15 protein-coding genes and 1 tRNA gene are annotated in these 14,707 nt (G+C 63.2%); 3 read left to right on the forward strand and 13 right to left on the reverse strand.

Annotated features, from left to right (window positions below):
- Window positions 1-9 precede the first annotated feature (9 nt).
- The 6 genes from LB577_RS01255 to LB577_RS01280 are packed head-to-tail and all read right to left on the reverse strand — an operon-like array spanning window position 10 to window position 5,960.
- Entirely contained in the window at window positions 10-873 is an 864-nt protein-coding gene (locus LB577_RS01255) for an RDD family protein (RefSeq protein WP_023766562.1), read from the reverse strand.
- Window positions 860-1,879 carry a stage II sporulation protein M gene (locus tag LB577_RS01260; RefSeq protein ID WP_224685215.1) on the reverse strand — a complete coding sequence of 340 codons (1,020 nt, stop codon included), beginning with the start codon at window positions 1,877-1,879 and terminating at the stop codon, window positions 860-862. Before LB577_RS01260 ends, LB577_RS01255 begins: the two co-directional genes overlap by 14 nt.
- Entirely contained in the window at window positions 1,876-3,180 is a 1,305-nt protein-coding gene (locus LB577_RS01265) for a DUF58 domain-containing protein (protein WP_224685216.1), read from the reverse strand. Before LB577_RS01265 ends, LB577_RS01260 begins: the two co-directional genes overlap by 4 nt.
- Window positions 3,177-4,133, reverse strand: a complete 957-nt coding sequence (locus LB577_RS01270) for an AAA family ATPase (RefSeq protein WP_224685217.1) — start codon at window positions 4,131-4,133, stop codon at window positions 3,177-3,179. The genes LB577_RS01265 and LB577_RS01270 overlap by 4 nt, the downstream gene beginning before the upstream one ends.
- Window positions 4,120-5,331 carry a DUF4350 domain-containing protein gene (locus tag LB577_RS01275; RefSeq protein WP_224685218.1) on the reverse strand — a complete coding sequence of 404 codons (1,212 nt, stop codon included), beginning with the start codon at window positions 5,329-5,331 and terminating at the stop codon, window positions 4,120-4,122. Before LB577_RS01275 ends, LB577_RS01270 begins: the two co-directional genes overlap by 14 nt.
- On the reverse strand, window positions 5,328-5,960 hold the full coding sequence (locus LB577_RS01280; RefSeq protein ID WP_224685219.1) for a DUF4129 domain-containing protein: 633 nt from the start codon (window positions 5,958-5,960) through the stop codon (window positions 5,328-5,330). Before LB577_RS01280 ends, LB577_RS01275 begins: the two co-directional genes overlap by 4 nt.
- Window positions 5,961-6,106: 146 nt before the next feature.
- Here LB577_RS01280 and LB577_RS01285 point away from each other — a divergent pair, with 146 nt between their 5' ends.
- Complete coding sequence (locus LB577_RS01285) at window positions 6,107-6,886, forward strand: hypothetical protein (RefSeq protein ID WP_224685220.1); 780 nt, start codon at window positions 6,107-6,109, stop codon at window positions 6,884-6,886.
- A 53-nt stretch (window positions 6,887-6,939) separates the two neighbouring features.
- On the opposite strand, the gene LB577_RS01290 is transcribed toward LB577_RS01285, so the two are convergent.
- Entirely contained in the window at window positions 6,940-8,625 is a 1,686-nt protein-coding gene (locus tag LB577_RS01290; RefSeq protein WP_224685221.1) for a hypothetical protein, read from the reverse strand.
- Between the two features lie 19 nt (window positions 8,626-8,644).
- Window positions 8,645-9,277: a hypothetical protein gene (locus LB577_RS01295; RefSeq protein ID WP_224685222.1), complete on the reverse strand. Its 633-nt coding sequence runs from the start codon at window positions 9,275-9,277 to the stop codon at window positions 8,645-8,647.
- 183 nt (window positions 9,278-9,460) lie between these two features.
- On the opposite strand from LB577_RS01295, the gene LB577_RS01300 reads away from it, so the two are divergent.
- The gene (locus LB577_RS01300) at window positions 9,461-9,703 is read left to right on the forward strand and encodes a hypothetical protein (protein WP_224685223.1); all 243 of its coding nucleotides are present in this window, start codon (window positions 9,461-9,463) and stop codon (window positions 9,701-9,703) included.
- A 370-nt stretch (window positions 9,704-10,073) separates the two neighbouring features.
- Here the strand turns inward: LB577_RS01300 and LB577_RS01305 are convergent, their stop codons facing one another.
- From LB577_RS01305 to LB577_RS01325, 5 genes are all read right to left on the reverse strand, one after another.
- Window positions 10,074-10,295 carry a hypothetical protein gene (locus tag LB577_RS01305; protein ID WP_224685224.1) on the reverse strand — a complete coding sequence of 74 codons (222 nt, stop codon included), beginning with the start codon at window positions 10,293-10,295 and terminating at the stop codon, window positions 10,074-10,076.
- 15 nt (window positions 10,296-10,310) lie between these two features.
- On the reverse strand, window positions 10,311-10,541 hold the full coding sequence (locus LB577_RS01310; protein WP_224685225.1) for a hypothetical protein: 231 nt from the start codon (window positions 10,539-10,541) through the stop codon (window positions 10,311-10,313).
- A gap of 471 nt (window positions 10,542-11,012) precedes the next feature.
- Window positions 11,013-11,627, reverse strand: coding sequence for a hypothetical protein (locus LB577_RS01315; protein ID WP_224685226.1), 615 nt, complete (start codon window positions 11,625-11,627; stop codon window positions 11,013-11,015).
- Window positions 11,628-11,804: 177 nt separating this feature from the next.
- Window positions 11,805-11,878: transfer RNA gene (locus tag LB577_RS01320), tRNA-Gln, on the reverse strand.
- Window positions 11,879-12,065: 187 nt separating this feature from the next.
- Window positions 12,066-12,998 carry a lysylphosphatidylglycerol synthase domain-containing protein gene (locus LB577_RS01325; RefSeq protein WP_224685227.1) on the reverse strand — a complete coding sequence of 311 codons (933 nt, stop codon included), beginning with the start codon at window positions 12,996-12,998 and terminating at the stop codon, window positions 12,066-12,068.
- Between the two features lie 276 nt (window positions 12,999-13,274).
- Here LB577_RS01325 and LB577_RS01330 point away from each other — a divergent pair, with 276 nt between their 5' ends.
- Entirely contained in the window at window positions 13,275-14,639 is a 1,365-nt protein-coding gene (locus tag LB577_RS01330; RefSeq protein ID WP_224685235.1) for a Ppx/GppA phosphatase family protein, read from the forward strand.
- The last annotated feature ends 68 nt before the right edge of the window (window positions 14,640-14,707 follow it).

Below are 14,707 nucleotides of genomic sequence, written 5' to 3' on the forward strand. Positions count from 1 at the left end.
ATATCCGGACTATCGCGCATACTTGTCGGCCTTGCGGTTGCCGAGCAGAAGCTTGCGTTCCAGATGCGCCCTGAGCTCACCGTAATAGGCGGTCAAGAAGGCTTTGGAATCGTTCGGTTCGATCGTCGAACCGATCTTGCGGCCGATGGTTTCGGCAACCGCCTTCATCGCGAAATAGTCATCGCGCCGCAGCACTTCCTCCAGTCTGTGCAGTTCGGCGATGCCGTAGGCGTCGAGCTGCGCCGGGCTGAAGTGGAAGCGGCCGGCGGCCGGATCCTGCCTTAGCGACAGGTCTTCGACCAACGCCAGCTTTGGGGCCTCGACCACCCATGTGCCGGCGAGTAGGTCGCCGATGCGCAGGCGATCACGGTTGAACAGCGGAAACAGCGAAAATAGCAGCGCCCACACCAGGCCGAAGATCGTCGATAGCGTATCGGCGACGCCGGTGCCACCGCGCACGGCAATGATCGACAATGGCAAGAACACCTCGAGCTCGCGCATCAGATTGCGGGCGATGACCTGGTCGATCGTGAGGCCCGCGCCGCCGCGCGACGCGACCCGGACGCCGACGATCCGCTTGCCCGGCGTCGCCGCGCGCCGGCCCGCCTCGAAGGCGATGAAATAGACGTTGCGCAGCAGGAAGATGAAGATGATCCAGACCACGAAAAGTGGCTCCGCCTCGCGCAGGCCAAGGCCGCCGAGGCCGAAGATCGCGACCAGGCTGACGGCCACCGCGGCGGCGACGATGATGACCACATCGAGCAGGAAGGCCGAAGCCCGGGTGCCGGCGTTCGCCAGCTTGACCCTGAGGTCGACGCCCTCCGGCGTGATCAACGGCCTGATCAGTGCAGCAGGGTTCCTAGCTGTTGCCATGCCGCACCATCCGGAACAGGTAGAAATAGGCAATCCATAGCGTCAGCATGCCGCCGCCAATGGCGTAGCGGGTCGCATCGCTGGTGATCGTCTGCCGGCCGATGCCTTCGAGCAGGCCGGCAAACAAAAGCATCACCATCACGCCGACCATCACGATCGCCGCCACTTGTCCGGCTTGAGCGGCGGCGGCCATACGGGTCAATTCGCCGGGAAAGGCGATGCGCGTGCCGATCCGCATGCCCGCGGCACCGGCCAGCGCGATGGCAAACAGTTCGGTCGTGCCGTGGATCGACAGCCAGCCGCCAAGCTCAAAGCCCAGCCCCTTGGCGGCGTAGACCTGGAACAGCGCGCCGAGCATGCACCCGTTCATCAGGATGATTAGGACGCTCGGCACCGCGAAGGCGAAGCCGAGCGCAAACGCCAGGATCGCCACTTGCGTGTTGTGGGTGAAGAGATAGGCGGCAAATCCCGACAGGAAGTGGCTGCTGCCGCCATCATAGAGCACGCTGCGCAGCGCCTCGACCGACGAATCCGGATTGCGGCCGCCGGCAAGGCTGGGCGCGATGATGGCGTCGTACCAGCGCTTGTCGGAGGCGACCAGCCAGTAGCCGGCAATGGCGCCGACAAGGGTCAATCCGACCGAGACCGAGGTCTCGCGCCACAGATCGCGGATTGCCGCCGGCCAGTCGCGCAGGAAGAAATCGCCGACGCGGTGCCGCAAGCCCCGTTTCGCGCCATAGAGATAGAAATAGCCGCGCAGGCACAGCGCTTCGAGATAGGCGATCAGCGCGCTGTCCAGCGATGTCGCACGGGCGACCGACAGTGAAGAAAGCGCCGAACGGTAGAGCAGCGGCAACGACAGCAGTTCGTCTTCCGAAAGCGTGCGCGGGGCGCGTTTCTCGACACGCGCAAGCAGCGCCTCGAATGCCTTCCAGTCGGCCTCGCGCTCCTGGCGGAAGCTCGCCAGCGACTGGCGTACCGCATCGGTGCCGGCGCGCAGCGTCATAAGAGGTTCTCCTCCTTGAGCTGAATATAGCGCTCGACCAGCGCCGGGCCGAGCCGCTGGTGATCGGCCTCGATCACATGCGCACCGAGCAGCCGCAGCCGGCCGATCACCACCTGCCGTTGCCGAAGCAGGCCGCCGGCGGTGACCGCGCGAGCCACATCCTCCGGGGTGGCGGGTGCCATGTCGGCCAGCGCCTCCAGCTCGGCATCCTTCATCAGCATGAACAGCACCAGATGCCGCTCGGTCAGCCGGCCGACGGTGCGCAGCATCAGCTCGGCGCTGATCGGGTCGACGAAATCGGTGAAGATGATGACCAGCGAGCGCCTGTCGAGCTTGGCCGCCAATGTCGTCAGCGCCAAGGTGAAATTGGTCTCTTCGCTGGAATAGTCGATCTCGGCGGCGCGCTTCTGGATCATCATGAAACTCGGCGAGCCGCGTACCGCCCCGCTCGATACGCGCGGCCTGGCGTCGAAGGAGAACAGGCTGACGAGGTCGCCGCCCTTGAGCGCGATGAAGGCCGACAACAGCGCTGCCGTGACCGCCCGGTCGACTTTGGGCACGCCGTCGACCGGCTCGCACATCAGCCGTCCGCAGTCGATCGCCAGCACGATGTTGTTGTTCTCCTCGACGCGAAATTCGCGCGCCAGAAGCTTGCCGTGGCGCGCGCTGCGCTTCCAGTCGATCATCCGCCGGCCCATGCCGGGCTGATAGTCCTTCAGCGCTTCGAATTCGCGGCCCTGGCCGGCCCGCCTTTGCGCGTGGCCGTCGACAAGCGCGGAGCGCTGCAGCAATGTGATCGCCTCGTCGCGGGCACTGCTGACATCGGGCAGCACCGCGACTTTCCGGTCCATCGGCAGGACGACCTGGTTCCAGATCAGTCCGAACGGGCCACGCCAGCGCAGCCACAGCCGGTCGAAGCCGGCGATGCCCCGCCTGAGCGCATCGAATTCGAGGTCGAGCGTGCCGCCATTGGCCGGCAGCGCGCCGCCGGTGCCGGCGACTGGCGCCAGCCGCTGATCGTAGCCGACGCGCGCCTGCAGCGCGCGCGGCCGCCCGCCGAGGCTGGCCGCGACATGGAGGGTGAAACGGCCGCCGACGCCGACTTGCGGTGGCGCGGAAAGGCTGGCGGTGAGCGAGGCACGTCCACGCCCGGCAGCCGCGTCGACCGCCAGGAATGCAAGCAGGATGCAGATCCACAACAGGCCGAGATACCAGAAAGCGGGTAGCGCAAGCGCGATCAGGAAGGCGGGGATTGCGCCCGCCGCCGCTGCCCAGACCGCGCGGCCGCTCGGATAGATCAACGCGGTGCTTCCGTCTGGTCGACAAGATCTGACACGATCTGCTCCACCAGCCGCCCATCGATCTGCGCCGCCGGCGACAGGATGACGCGGTGGCGCAACGCCGGCACCGCCAGCGCCTTGACGTCGTCGGGGATGACATAGGCGCGGCCGTCGAGCGCTGCCCTGGCGCGTGCCGCGCGGGCCAGCATGGCGCCCGCGCGCGGGCTCGCGCCAACCTCGAGGTCGGGGCTCTCGCGCGTGCCGCGCACGAGGGCGGCGATGTAGCCGACGACATCGTCGACCAGCGTGACGTCGCCGACGGTGGCGAGCGCCTTCTCCAGCGTCTTTCGGTCGACCTGCGCCGTGATGCCGTACTGCTTGATGTCGTGGGAAGCGGAGCCGCCGCCATGATGGACGATGATGGCGCGTTCCTCCCGCGCGTCGGGATAGCTCACCTTGTGCTTGAACAGGAAGCGGTCGAGCTGGGCTTCGGGAAGCGGATAGACGCCCTGATGCTCGATCGGGTTCTGTGTCGCCACCACCATGAAGTTCGGGCTCAGCGGATGCGTCGTGCCGTCGAAGGTGACGGCGTGTTCCTGCATCGCTTCCAGCAGCGCTGCCTGCGTCTTCGGCGGCGTGCGGTTGATCTCGTCGGCAAGCAGGAGGTCGCAGAAGATCGGCCCGCGCGTCAGCGTGAACTGTCCGGTCTGGAAATTGTAGATGTTCGAGCCGACGATGTCGCCGGGCATCAAGTCAGGCGTGAACTGGATGCGCCCATAGACGACGCCGAGCGCCTGCGCGAAGCAGCGCGCGGTCATGGTCTTGGCCGTGCCTGGCGGGCCTTCGAGCAATATATGCCCGCCGGCGAACAATGCCGTCAGCATCAGATCGACCGTGTCGCGCTGTCCGGTGATCGCCTTTGCCACTTCTTCCCTGATCGCGGTCGCCAGGGCCTTCACATCATCGACGTTCACCGAGCCTCCTTGTCGTCCAGCCATGCAGCTCCTGGGCTGCTTCATGCATTTGAGCCAAATTCCTGGCTTCGTTCGCGGCCTTGAAGCGACGGCTGAAGCCTTGGGTTTCGCCGTGGTCGCGGGAATCGAGCCAGCGGTCGAGCGCTTCGCCTGGCAAGCCTTGCGGCGCGCCGAGCAATGCTGCGGCACGCGCACGCATCAGCACCGCATAACGGTCGCCGAGCTCCTGCAACCGCCCGGCGCGCCTGAGCAGCATCGCCGTGGTGTCGACCAGCGCCCGCTTGCCGAAGGCGATCGCCCGGCCCTCGGCCCGTGGCGGACCGAACCGGCCGAGACCATGCAGGAAGGCAAGGGCGGCCGCCGCCAGCACCGACAGCGTCAGCGCCAGGAACGGCGGTTCGACCAGCAATTTGGCAAGATCGTATCTCTGGCCGGCACCGTGCAGCGTCAGATCGAACATAACCGCGCCCTTGGCCGGTTCGAGTGAGGCGATGAGATCGAGTGCCGCTTGGGCCTTGGTGAAGTCCTTCAGCGCGGCATTGTTGATCAGGTCCGGATCGGTCAGGACGTAGAAAGGCTTGTCCTTGATCTCCGAGAGCACCGCCTTGCCGTTGCCTGCCGCGATCAGCGGCTGGTCGTCGGCAATCCATAGCAGTTGATCGGGCGCGGCGACCATATGGCCGCGGACGTCGATCTGCCCGACCGTGCTGTTGCCGACACCGAGTTTTGCCTTGACGATGTGGCCGAGCCAGTCGTTGACAACCGTATCCGGCAACCGTTCGATCTTCATTTCAAAGTCCTGGCGCCCCTCTAGCGGCAGGATCAGCCATTTCGGCAGCACGAAGAGCGTCGGCTTGTTCGCGCGAAGCCTGACGATGCGGTCGAGCGCGGCGGGGTCGCTGTCTGGCGAGATGGTGACGATCAGCAGGAACCCGGACAATATGCCTGTGCTGATATCTTTCTGGTTTCGGGCCATGGGTGCCGGCGTTCCCGTCAACTGCAGCCATTTGACGATGCCGGCATAGCCCGAGCCGCCCTTGGAAAGCGGGGTGGCGCCGCCGCCGGGCTGACGGAAATCCGGGGCATAGGTGGACAGGAGAAAGAATGCGGCCGCGGCCAGCAGGCTGGCAAAAATGCCCCAAAACAGGGTTCTGCGGCTGAACGGTTCCTGCGCTGTCTCGGCAGCCGGCGCGCTCATGTCCAGGCATCCCTGAAGGCAAATCGCTCATAGGCGCCGCGCGCCCGCTGCCAGCCTTCGGCGCCGACCGGCCGGCGGGCAAAGAGCGCCGCCTCGACGATGCGCGCGATCTCGCTGAACGCCTGGCGCGCCCGCGACGGAAGCGATGGTGCAGTTGCGATGTCGCGCGACGTCAGCGATGGGCGCAGGAAGTCGGGCAGCCGTCCGGCGATGTCGGCGACGCTGCGCCGAAGCAGGAGATGCACCGCCTCGTCAAACGCGCCTCGCGCGGCGAGGGCGTCAGCCTCGGAGAGCAGGATCTGCGCCGCGCTGGAATCCGGGCGCCAGTCGTCCTGCGCCTCCGCTTCCTTGCGGGTGCGCCGCCACGGCAGGCGCCAGGCCACACCCTTGGCTTCGAGTGCGACCAGAAGGACGATGACCGCCACACCGATGATCACCGCGCCCCAGAACATGTAGATCATGTAGGGGCCTATCCGCGCCAGCATCTCCAGCACGGGCTTCAGCCATGCCGGCGGTTCTGATGGCACCAGGCTCGGCAGATCGAATTGGATGGAGTGGTCCGCCAGCAGCTGCTCGTGCAGATTTGCCAGCCCTTCGGCGTCCGCCGTGTCCGGCTGTGCGACTGTCACCCGCTCGCTCCCTGCAACCCACGGTTCGTCGCCAACACTGGCAATGCTGCACGGCAATTGCAAGTGATTGGACGTCGGTTATCAATACTGACAGATTACCAGTCGGGAACACCGCCTGGCAGGCGCGGTGAGGAGGGGACGACGTCATGACTTCAACCACATTGGCACGGCGAGAGAAATTCGATATCGGCAGGGTGTTCAACAACACATTTGCTGTTATCGGCCGCAACATCGCGCTCTGCATTGGCCTTGCCGCCGTATTTTCAGGACTGCCGAATCTTGTTTCGCAGCTTGCGCGCCCGGCTGCCCGCGCAGTTGGAGATCCGGCTAGTCTTGCCGTGGCGACCGCGAATTACACATTCGGCTATTTCGTCGGCTTCGCGGTGTTTGGAATACTCTATGTCGGTCTTTCGCTTCTGCTGCAGTCCAGTCTTGTTCGAGCGGCGATCGAAGATCTGAACGGCAAGAGGCCGAGCTTTGGCGACTGCATCCGCGTGGCGATCCGCAATTTGCTGCCGACGCTCGGGATCGGCTTGCTTGTCGGGCTTGGCGTTGGCGTTGCCTCGATTGCTTTGGTGGTACCCGGCATCATCCTCTGGCTCGGCTGGTCGGTTTCGATACCGGTGCTTATCCAGGAGCGGCTCGGCGTCTTCGGTTCGATGTCGCGCAGCCGCGCGCTGACGAAGGGAAGCCGCTGGGCCCTGTTCGGGCTTTTCCTGATCCTGATGATCATAGCACTTGTCATCCAGTCGATGAGCGCGGTGGTCATCTATCTCTTCCACGGAATTGCCGCTGCGGTCTTGGCCGCCCTGGTGCAGACCATCGTATCGATGGTGATCTCCGTCGCCACGGCGGTAAGCTATGTCGAACTGCGCCAGGTCAAGGAAGGCGTCAGCGTCGACGAGTTGGCGGAGATCTTCTCGTAGCGGAAGGTGCCGTTCGCGTGAGCGCGACAGCCCACTGCCGTAACAGCCCTCTGTCAATGACAGCAGCAATGATCCGCTTGTACGCTCGTCCTGCACAGGCAGGACGAGGTGATCGGCACGTCCGCCTTGGTCAACGCCACGGCAAGCCTTTCCTGCAGCGCGGGCAGTTCGTCGCCCTCGCCACGCCGTGTCAGGCATTCCACCAGCCCATGCAGTGCCCAGACATTGTTCGGGTGCTGGGCGCAGCGCTGCACCGTGCCGCTGAGGCCGAGATCGTCGCGATAGACCTGCTCGGCCTCTTCGGCGTGGCCCTGGTCGAGCAGCAGGGCGGCCAGCGCATGGCGCGGCGGGTGCATCCACGCCCATGGCTCGGTGTAGGAGAGATTGTCGTCCAACTCGACCGCTTGCCGCAGATGGCCATAGGCCTCCTCATGCCGGCCCTGGTGGTAGGCAAGCTCGCCATCGAGCAAGGCAGCACCGACAGCCAGCGAGGCGCGCGTCGGGTTGCTGAGAAAACGCCGCTCCGGCGCAATGCTTTCCACATGCCGGTGGAACCGCTCACGCTCGCGCTCGGCCTCGGCGAATTGCCTCAGCGTCGCATGCGCGACGCCCTTGGCGTAGTGCTGCATGGCTGCCGTCAGCACATAGAGGCCGGGCTCCGCCGTCATCGGTTCGTCGGTGATCTCCTGCCAGCGACCGAAGCGCACGAGCACATGCGACTTCATCGCGTGATAGCCTTCCACTGTTTGGGTGAGCTTGGGACGATCCTGGATGGCGACCACGTCGCGCACGACCAGGCTTCGCACCTTGTCGGCGGCCCACAGCGCCGGCCGGTATTGGCCTGACAACATGCAGGTGAACATCATCAGGTGCAGATCGTGGCAGCAGCCGAGCAGATAGTAGGTCGGCTCGTCGGCATAGGCGAGATAGAGGTCGTTGGCGCGCACCGCCTTTTCGCTAGCGAGCTTCGCCTTCTCGTATTCGCCGCACAGCACATAGATATGGCCGGGCATGTGGTTCATGTGCCCGGCATCGGGACAAATTTGCCCGAGCAGATCCGCCGAGCGCATGCCGCGTTCCGGCATGGTGGACATTTCCAAGAGATGGATGTGCAGATGGACGATCGCCGGATGCTGGGCGACGCCGGCCTCATCGGCGAGACGGATTGACCGCTCGCACACCCCCAGCGCCTCGATGACATCCGAGTTCGGCGCCGGCGCACCGGTCTTGAGGTTCCACAGCCGCCGCACCGTGCGCATCATCAACGCCTCGACCAGCAACGCCATCACGTCATGGTCATCGGGAAAATCCTGGTAGACCAGCCGCATCGCGGCGGCATAGGCATCGTCCCACTGTTCGAATTCCTGTGGGCTCACCTTGTGCGGCTTCTGGAAACGGCAAGCCAGCGCCTCGATCAAGGCCCGTTCGACATCGCTGGCAATACCGGCATTGGCGCGCGCGAGCTGGACATGCTCGAAGCATCGCCTGGTCGCGCTGTTCGCTTCAGCCTCGCCATGTTCCTTCCAGGTCAGGTTGTAGAAAGGCCCGGCGGCATAGGCGATGCCCCAATGCACCATCGGACAGTCCGGATCGGTCTCCAGCGCCTTCTCAAAACACTTCATGCCTTCCTCATGGTTGAAGCCGTAGCACCAGTTCAGCCCGATATCGAACCATCGCTGGGTCTCGGTAGAGCGGGTGGAGATAGGGCGGCGGTAGGTGCCGAGGTTAAAGCGGTCCATGTCTTCCATTCAAGTTTGACTAGTCGGTCCCTTCGGGCACCGCTTCATTTTGCCATCCGGCCAGCTCTGGCAGGTCGTCAAGCCAACTTTTCTCGCTCGTCAAGGCATCGTCGGCATGCGGGGCAGCCTCGGTGGCGTTTTGAATGAGCCAGTCCATCCATTTCCGATAGGCAACTGGATCCAGCTGAGGCGGCAGCACCTTGGCCTTGAGCAGCATCCTCTTGCGGAAACTGGTTTGCCGGCGGAGTTTGGTCGTCGTGAACTTGATGACCTTGCCTTGGTATTCAACCGTCCAGCGGCCATCCCCATGGCTGGCGAGCCTGTCGATGGCAAAACCGGCATCGACAGGCCTATCGCGCCAGGGAAGCTCGATGGCATTCTTCCTCAGGTCGAGTGCCCATCGCCTGTAATTGGTCCCGGCACGCTGGGGCGGCAGCACGCCAGCCTGTTCGAGTACCTTCCTGCGGAAGGTAGGCTGCTTCTTGAGCTGGCCGGTCGTGAACTCGACGCGATGCCCGCGAAACTCGACGTGCCAACGGATCCTTCCGTTGCCGACATACTTCACCAGCCTGTCGATGACGAATTCGCCATCGGCCAGCACCGCGCAGCCTTGGCTGATGCTTTCGAGAATGTACTGGCTGTCAGTGGCCATTATGGAGCCCAATGCAAAAAACCTTTGCGGAGCTTAGCCCGGCAGCGACTGCCATGACCAACGCGTTATTTGCCTCTGAGGAGGGAGCCGGGTCGGATCAAAGGGATAGGGCCTCGTCCTTTTGAAGGAATCGCAAACCGTGAGAAGCCGGCGTAAGGATTCGTTGCGCACAGTGAGGTCCCCATGTTTTTTGAACCGCTCAATCTGGACGGCCGAAAGCGAAGCGCCGCCCATCATGCAACACGGCTTTCGAAGCTGCACGGTCGGCTGGCGAAGAAGCTCGACCAAGTCGACCATGCGGCCGACCGGGTTGAACAGGCAGCGGCCGTCTTGGTCGAGGCCACCCGTCAATCTGCCGTGCATGAGACGATGGCACCTTCGGCAGTTTTCGTGCATCTGGGCGCCCGTCAGACACTCGGTCTGTGAAGCCCTCTCGCGGGGAGGCAGCGCAAAGAAATCTGTGTCCGAAGGGGCAGCAGAAATGAATTAATTTGAAATTTTTCAGTAAAAACTGTAGTATATCCAAACCAAAATCGGTTTTAGGATATCCCAAATGGCACCCGACGCAATTGCGCTGAAGATAAAAAAGGCAGTTTTACTTGCAGTTAGATGCTCGCGCAGGGCACTAAGCTTAGGCCGGCTCAGCCTCTTCGCTTCGGCTCGCCGAGCTAAATCGCACCTAGAACACATCAAAGCCGAAGCGAAGAGGCTTGTATCACAAAAAGTTACATTTGTAAATAGCGTTGAATACTAGCGAAATACATCGTCAAATTGCGCTGTAAAGGATGCGAGAGCGTCATCGCCTCCACATCTGCCCCAATTCCTCATCAAACCAAGCCTCGGCATCGTAGTCCGGCCCCATGACGGAGCGGAAGTCGAGATATCCACCATACCTATTCGCTGACAGCCACGTCTTGAACGTCGAGAAGGAAGGATGTTCCCGCTCTTTGTCGGAAAGCGTGTTCGCCCATTGCGTGGACAGTGATCGTATCGCTTTCTCCGCATCTGCCTTTTTCATGAGGGAAACGCGGTATCAATCGCCATAGTAGAAGGCAGGCTCAGTGCCTAATGGCGTCCCATCCGCCTTTAGGCCGTAAACGTATTTCCCATCGACCCAAAGAGACGGCTTTTGAGTTTCGCAGGAATAGCCGTACTCCCGATCCAGCCAGTGTTTCGGCTGACCACCCATCGAGTACAGGTACTGCCCTTCTTGGTAGAGGGCGGGCTGATGGCTCTTATAATTGAAGAGATGGCGTGCGGGCATTTGCGTTCTCGATTCGGCAAGGATCGTCTCATAGGATTCACGCCCAGTCCACTTGACCGCCGGAGGCATTTGTTCCTATTTCGTTCTCTGTGCCGGAGAACAACAGCCGACCAGCAGAATCATATGGTGCTTGAGCAAAGCCTATGACGTTGGGCAGCTAGTACGCGTCCGGTGCGATTATTGCCCTGGCTGGCGCTATTATATGCCGGCCGACTTGCAACGCGTGCTCGGCGACGTTGAGGTGCGGCAAGCTCCCTACCGAATGCGGTGCGAGCGCTGCAACCGCCGGCGACCAGATGACGGCCGAGGTTTTCATTCCGCTTGCAGCGGAGCGTGCCCGCCTAACGGTACGGCGGCTTGTCGACATCAAAACAAAGCGCATTCCGGTTTAGCGTGATAAGCAGGGCTAGCAATAAGACATTAGTGCTGACCAAGGAGGCTCGCTTCCGGCGGGCCTCTTTTTTTTCAAAATTAGTAGTCGATCCTGTCCAGATGATCCGCAGTGAAAATTGCGCTCCATTTGTGTTTCGCATTCTCATGCGCGCTTTCTTGGTGCTCATGAGGCCAGTTGTTCAAACCACTTGTCATTAGGCTTGTTTCGCCTGCGAGCCGTCCGACAATTTCAACCAACGCCTCCAACTCGCCAAAGGTGACAAACCGATCGACTTCGCTCCAACGGATGTGGGCAATCGCGGAATTGCGAAAACTCTGCAGCCGACCGAGAACGGACCAGTCGATCCGTGCGTACTCGGTCTTAAAGCGCTGGATCGAACGTCCGCATGTCCCGCTCGCAACGTCAATTTTCGCTGCATCGTCGGTTCCGGCGTACGCTGCGGCGACGCATGAGAGGGCACTATCAGACTTTAGAAATCGGTTGACCGATTGGAGCGAGACTATGCTTGCCCGATCGATCGTCGCGAATACCCGAACTATGCAGAGCAATGCCGACATCATCCGGAATTCGTCAGCATGATGGACTATCGATGCGGACTTGTCGGGAGCCGCTGCGATAGCGGCGTTGATGCCCGAATAAAGACCGTACGCATGCGCAGCCATCGATGCCCACTCGTTGAGCCTGGGCGCCATGCTGACCACCTCATCAATTGATGGAGTGCGATGCTCGCCGCCAACTGACGTTATGCCGCACTGCATGTTGCTATTCGCAGCCTCCGGTCATTACCACGCCTTATAAATCAAGGGCTTATGTTGCTACTGATTTCAGGCGCTAGCACATGGTTTCGTCGCTAAGTGATTGATTTTGTTTGGCTGGGGAACCTGGATTCGAACCAGGACTAACGGAGTCAGAGTCCGTGGGTCTACCGTTAACCTATTCCCCAGCAGGCGTGGTCATGGACCGCGCGGGCCGAACGGCTGAGCCGCTTGAGCGCTGCCTTGTAGCCGCCAGCGGAAAATAGTCAAGCCTGCTCTGCGGTTCAAATCGGCCAATCGCACAAAGTTTGCGCTGCCACTCATCCGCCTGCCGGCCGTCTCCCCGCGAACGGGGAGACGGCCGGCGAACGCGTCTCAGCTCTCCGTCCGGCTGAACTGCGAGCGTTCGAAGAACAGCACCACGCCAAGCCCCAGAATCAGCGGGATGATGAGGTAAAACAGCCGGAACACCAGCAGCGCCGCCAGCACGCCGACCGGGTCCATGTCCGAAAGCCCGGCCAGGAACACCACCTCGAACACGCCGAGGCCGCCCGGCGCGTGCGAGATCTGGGCAATCGAGAACGAGACGAGGAAGACGCCGAGCACGACGAAGTAGCCGGGATTGTGGGTCTCGGGCAGGGCGAAAAAGATGATCGCGGTCGCCGCCAGGAGTTCGATCGGGCCGACCAGCAATTGCCTGGCGACGATCGGCAGTGCTGGATAATGCAGCTGAAAGCTGGCGATCTTCAGCGGGCGCAGGTGCAGCCAGCTGCCGAATATGTAGGCGGCGACGAGGATCAGCATGGCAATGCCCGCCGCTTCCGACAGGCCGTGATGGGCAATGCCGGAGAACCGGTCGAGAACCTGCGGCTCGAAGACCAGCACGAGGCCGGAGACGAGGATGGTCGACAACACGAAGGTGATCCAGCAGATCGCCACCAGCACGCCGACATCCTGGCCGGTCAGGCCCCTGGTGCCGTAGGCGCGGTAGCGGATGACGGCGCCGGAGAACACCGAGCCGCCGATATTGTGCGACAGCGCGTAGGTGGTGAAGGAACAGAGCGTCACGAACAGCCACGACACCTTCTTGCCGATATGCAGCAGGGCGATGTGGTCGTAGCCGGCGAGCGAGGCATAGGCGATGACCGAACTCACGGCCGCAAGGACCCAGCCGCGGGTTGGAATGGCCGCGAGACCTTCCCAGACATCGTCGAGCGAAATGCCGCGCAGTTCGTGCCAGAGCAGCAGCAGTGAGAAGATCACCGCGGCGATGCCGACGACCGGCCAGAAATAGCGTCTCCAGTTCATTGCCTGACTGCCATGCGTTGCGTTTCCGCTTCCTTTTCGCCTGATGGTGGGAGGCCGGCTGCCCGGTGACCTCAGTCCATTTCAGAAATGCCTCATCGAAGCCGGCTATTCAACCGCGAACACTTGTCGCGCAGGCGGCCGCGCAGCCAGCCGGCAAAATTCAGCAACCGGCTCTTGGTGATCGGGCGCGGCACTGTTAGTCTGGCGGCAACTTGAAACATGCCAAAGCGCCTGCTGCGTCCGTCACCGGTTCGCGCGGCGCCGGAAGGAACGACAGTGGAAGACCGCGACACCGGCGCAGGCGCGCCGGAGGTGGGCGCGTCCAGCGCTTCCCCAGGGCCATCGGGCTCGGGGACGGCCGGTTGGCAGCAACGCCGCCCGACGGAGCCTCGCTCCGCCGACGGGCAGGCGGGCGACGCGACCCATAACCAGAAGGGCAAGCCCAAGAAGCGGCGCAAGCGAAGGCGCGGGCGCAAGGTTTTCGCGCGCGATGAAGCGCGTCCGCAGGACAATCGGTCACCGGTGCCGGGAACGGCCGCGGTCCTGGCAGTGGCGCCTATTGTGTCGGCGGCTGCGGCGATCGCATCGGTCGTTCCAGCACCACGCCCCGAACAGGGCACCCGTCGGCCTCCGGTGCACGAGCTTCCCGTCTTCGCGGCCCTCGACCTCGGCACCAACAATTGCCGGCTGCTGGTCGCGGTGCCGACGCGTCACGGCCAGTTCCGCGTCATCGATGCCTTTTCGCGCATCGTCAGGCTGGGCGAGGGGCTGACCGCCAATGGCCGGCTCGGCCAGCCGGCGATGGACCGCGCGGTCGAGGCGCTGAAGGTCTGCGGCGACAAATTGCGCGGCCGCAAGATCAGGAAGGCCAGGCTGATCGCCACCGAGGCCTGCCGCTCGGCCGAGAACGGCGTCGAATTCCTCGAACGCGTCGAGCGCGAGGCCGGGCTTAAGCTCGAGATCATCGACCGCCAGACCGAAGCGCGGCTGGCGGTTTCCGGCTGCGGTTCGCTGGTCGAACGCGACACGCAGGGCGTCGTCCTGTTCGATATCGGCGGCGGTTCTTCCGAAATCGCATTGATCGACCTCACCGGCCGCCGTTCGCCGCGGCTCGCCAACCACATCGTGTCCTGGACGTCGCTGCCGGTCGGCGTCGTCTCACTGGCCGAACGTTTCGGCGGCCGCACGGTGACGCGCGAGATTTTCACCGCCATGGTCGATGACGTCGCCGGCCGGCTGGCTGCTTTCGATGGCCGCGACCGGTTGAGCCATCTCAAGGCCAGCCCGAATTTCCATCTGCTCGGCACATCCGGCACGGTGACGACGCTCGCCGGCGTCCACCTCGATCTCGAGCGCTACGACCGCCGCCGTGTCGACGGGCTGTGGATGGACCGCGACAGCGTCGACCGCATGGTCGAGAAGCTGGTCGGCTGGGATTTCCAGCAGCGCTGCGCCAACCCGTGCATCGGCGCCGATCGCGCCGATCTGGTGCTGGCCGGCTGTGCTATATTGGAAGCCATCCGTGCGGTGTGGCCATCCGAGCGGCTGCGCGTCGCCGACCGCGGCCTGCGCGAGGGCATATTGAGCGAGCTGATGGCCGATGACGGCGTCTGGCGCAACGATGGGCGGGGCAGGGCATGATCCCGAATCTAAGGACCTCGTCAGCGGTGAGCAGTCGACCCCCACTCCCTCGAGCTTCGCTCGACACC

The organism is Mesorhizobium sp. B283B1A (assembly GCF_020165735.1).
Lineage (GTDB): Bacteria > Pseudomonadota > Alphaproteobacteria > Rhizobiales > Rhizobiaceae > Mesorhizobium > Mesorhizobium opportunistum.

What these genes read in the sequence shown, in the direction of transcription:
- LB577_RS01255 (WP_023766562.1), bottom strand. Translation starts at nt 873, where the DNA reads ATGGCAACAGCTAGGAACCCTGCTGCACTGATCAGGCCGTTGATCACG.
- LB577_RS01260 (WP_224685215.1), bottom strand. Translation starts at nt 1,879, where the DNA reads ATGACGCTGCGCGCCGGCACCGATGCGGTACGCCAGTCGCTGGCGAGC.
- LB577_RS01275 (WP_224685218.1), bottom strand. Translation starts at nt 5,331, where the DNA reads ATGAGCGCGCCGGCTGCCGAGACAGCGCAGGAACCGTTCAGCCGCAGA.
- LB577_RS01285 (WP_224685220.1), top strand. Translation starts at nt 6,107, where the DNA reads ATGACTTCAACCACATTGGCACGGCGAGAGAAATTCGATATCGGCAGG.
- LB577_RS01290 (WP_224685221.1), bottom strand. Translation starts at nt 8,625, where the DNA reads ATGGACCGCTTTAACCTCGGCACCTACCGCCGCCCTATCTCCACCCGC.
- LB577_RS01295 (WP_224685222.1), bottom strand. Translation starts at nt 9,277, where the DNA reads ATGGCCACTGACAGCCAGTACATTCTCGAAAGCATCAGCCAAGGCTGC.
- LB577_RS01300 (WP_224685223.1), top strand. Translation starts at nt 9,461, where the DNA reads ATGTTTTTTGAACCGCTCAATCTGGACGGCCGAAAGCGAAGCGCCGCC.
- LB577_RS01305 (WP_224685224.1), bottom strand. Translation starts at nt 10,295, where the DNA reads ATGAAAAAGGCAGATGCGGAGAAAGCGATACGATCACTGTCCACGCAA.
- LB577_RS01310 (WP_224685225.1), bottom strand. Translation starts at nt 10,541, where the DNA reads ATGCCCGCACGCCATCTCTTCAATTATAAGAGCCATCAGCCCGCCCTC.
- LB577_RS01315 (WP_224685226.1), bottom strand. Translation starts at nt 11,627, where the DNA reads ATGGCGCCCAGGCTCAACGAGTGGGCATCGATGGCTGCGCATGCGTAC.
- LB577_RS01325 (WP_224685227.1), bottom strand. Translation starts at nt 12,998, where the DNA reads ATGAACTGGAGACGCTATTTCTGGCCGGTCGTCGGCATCGCCGCGGTG.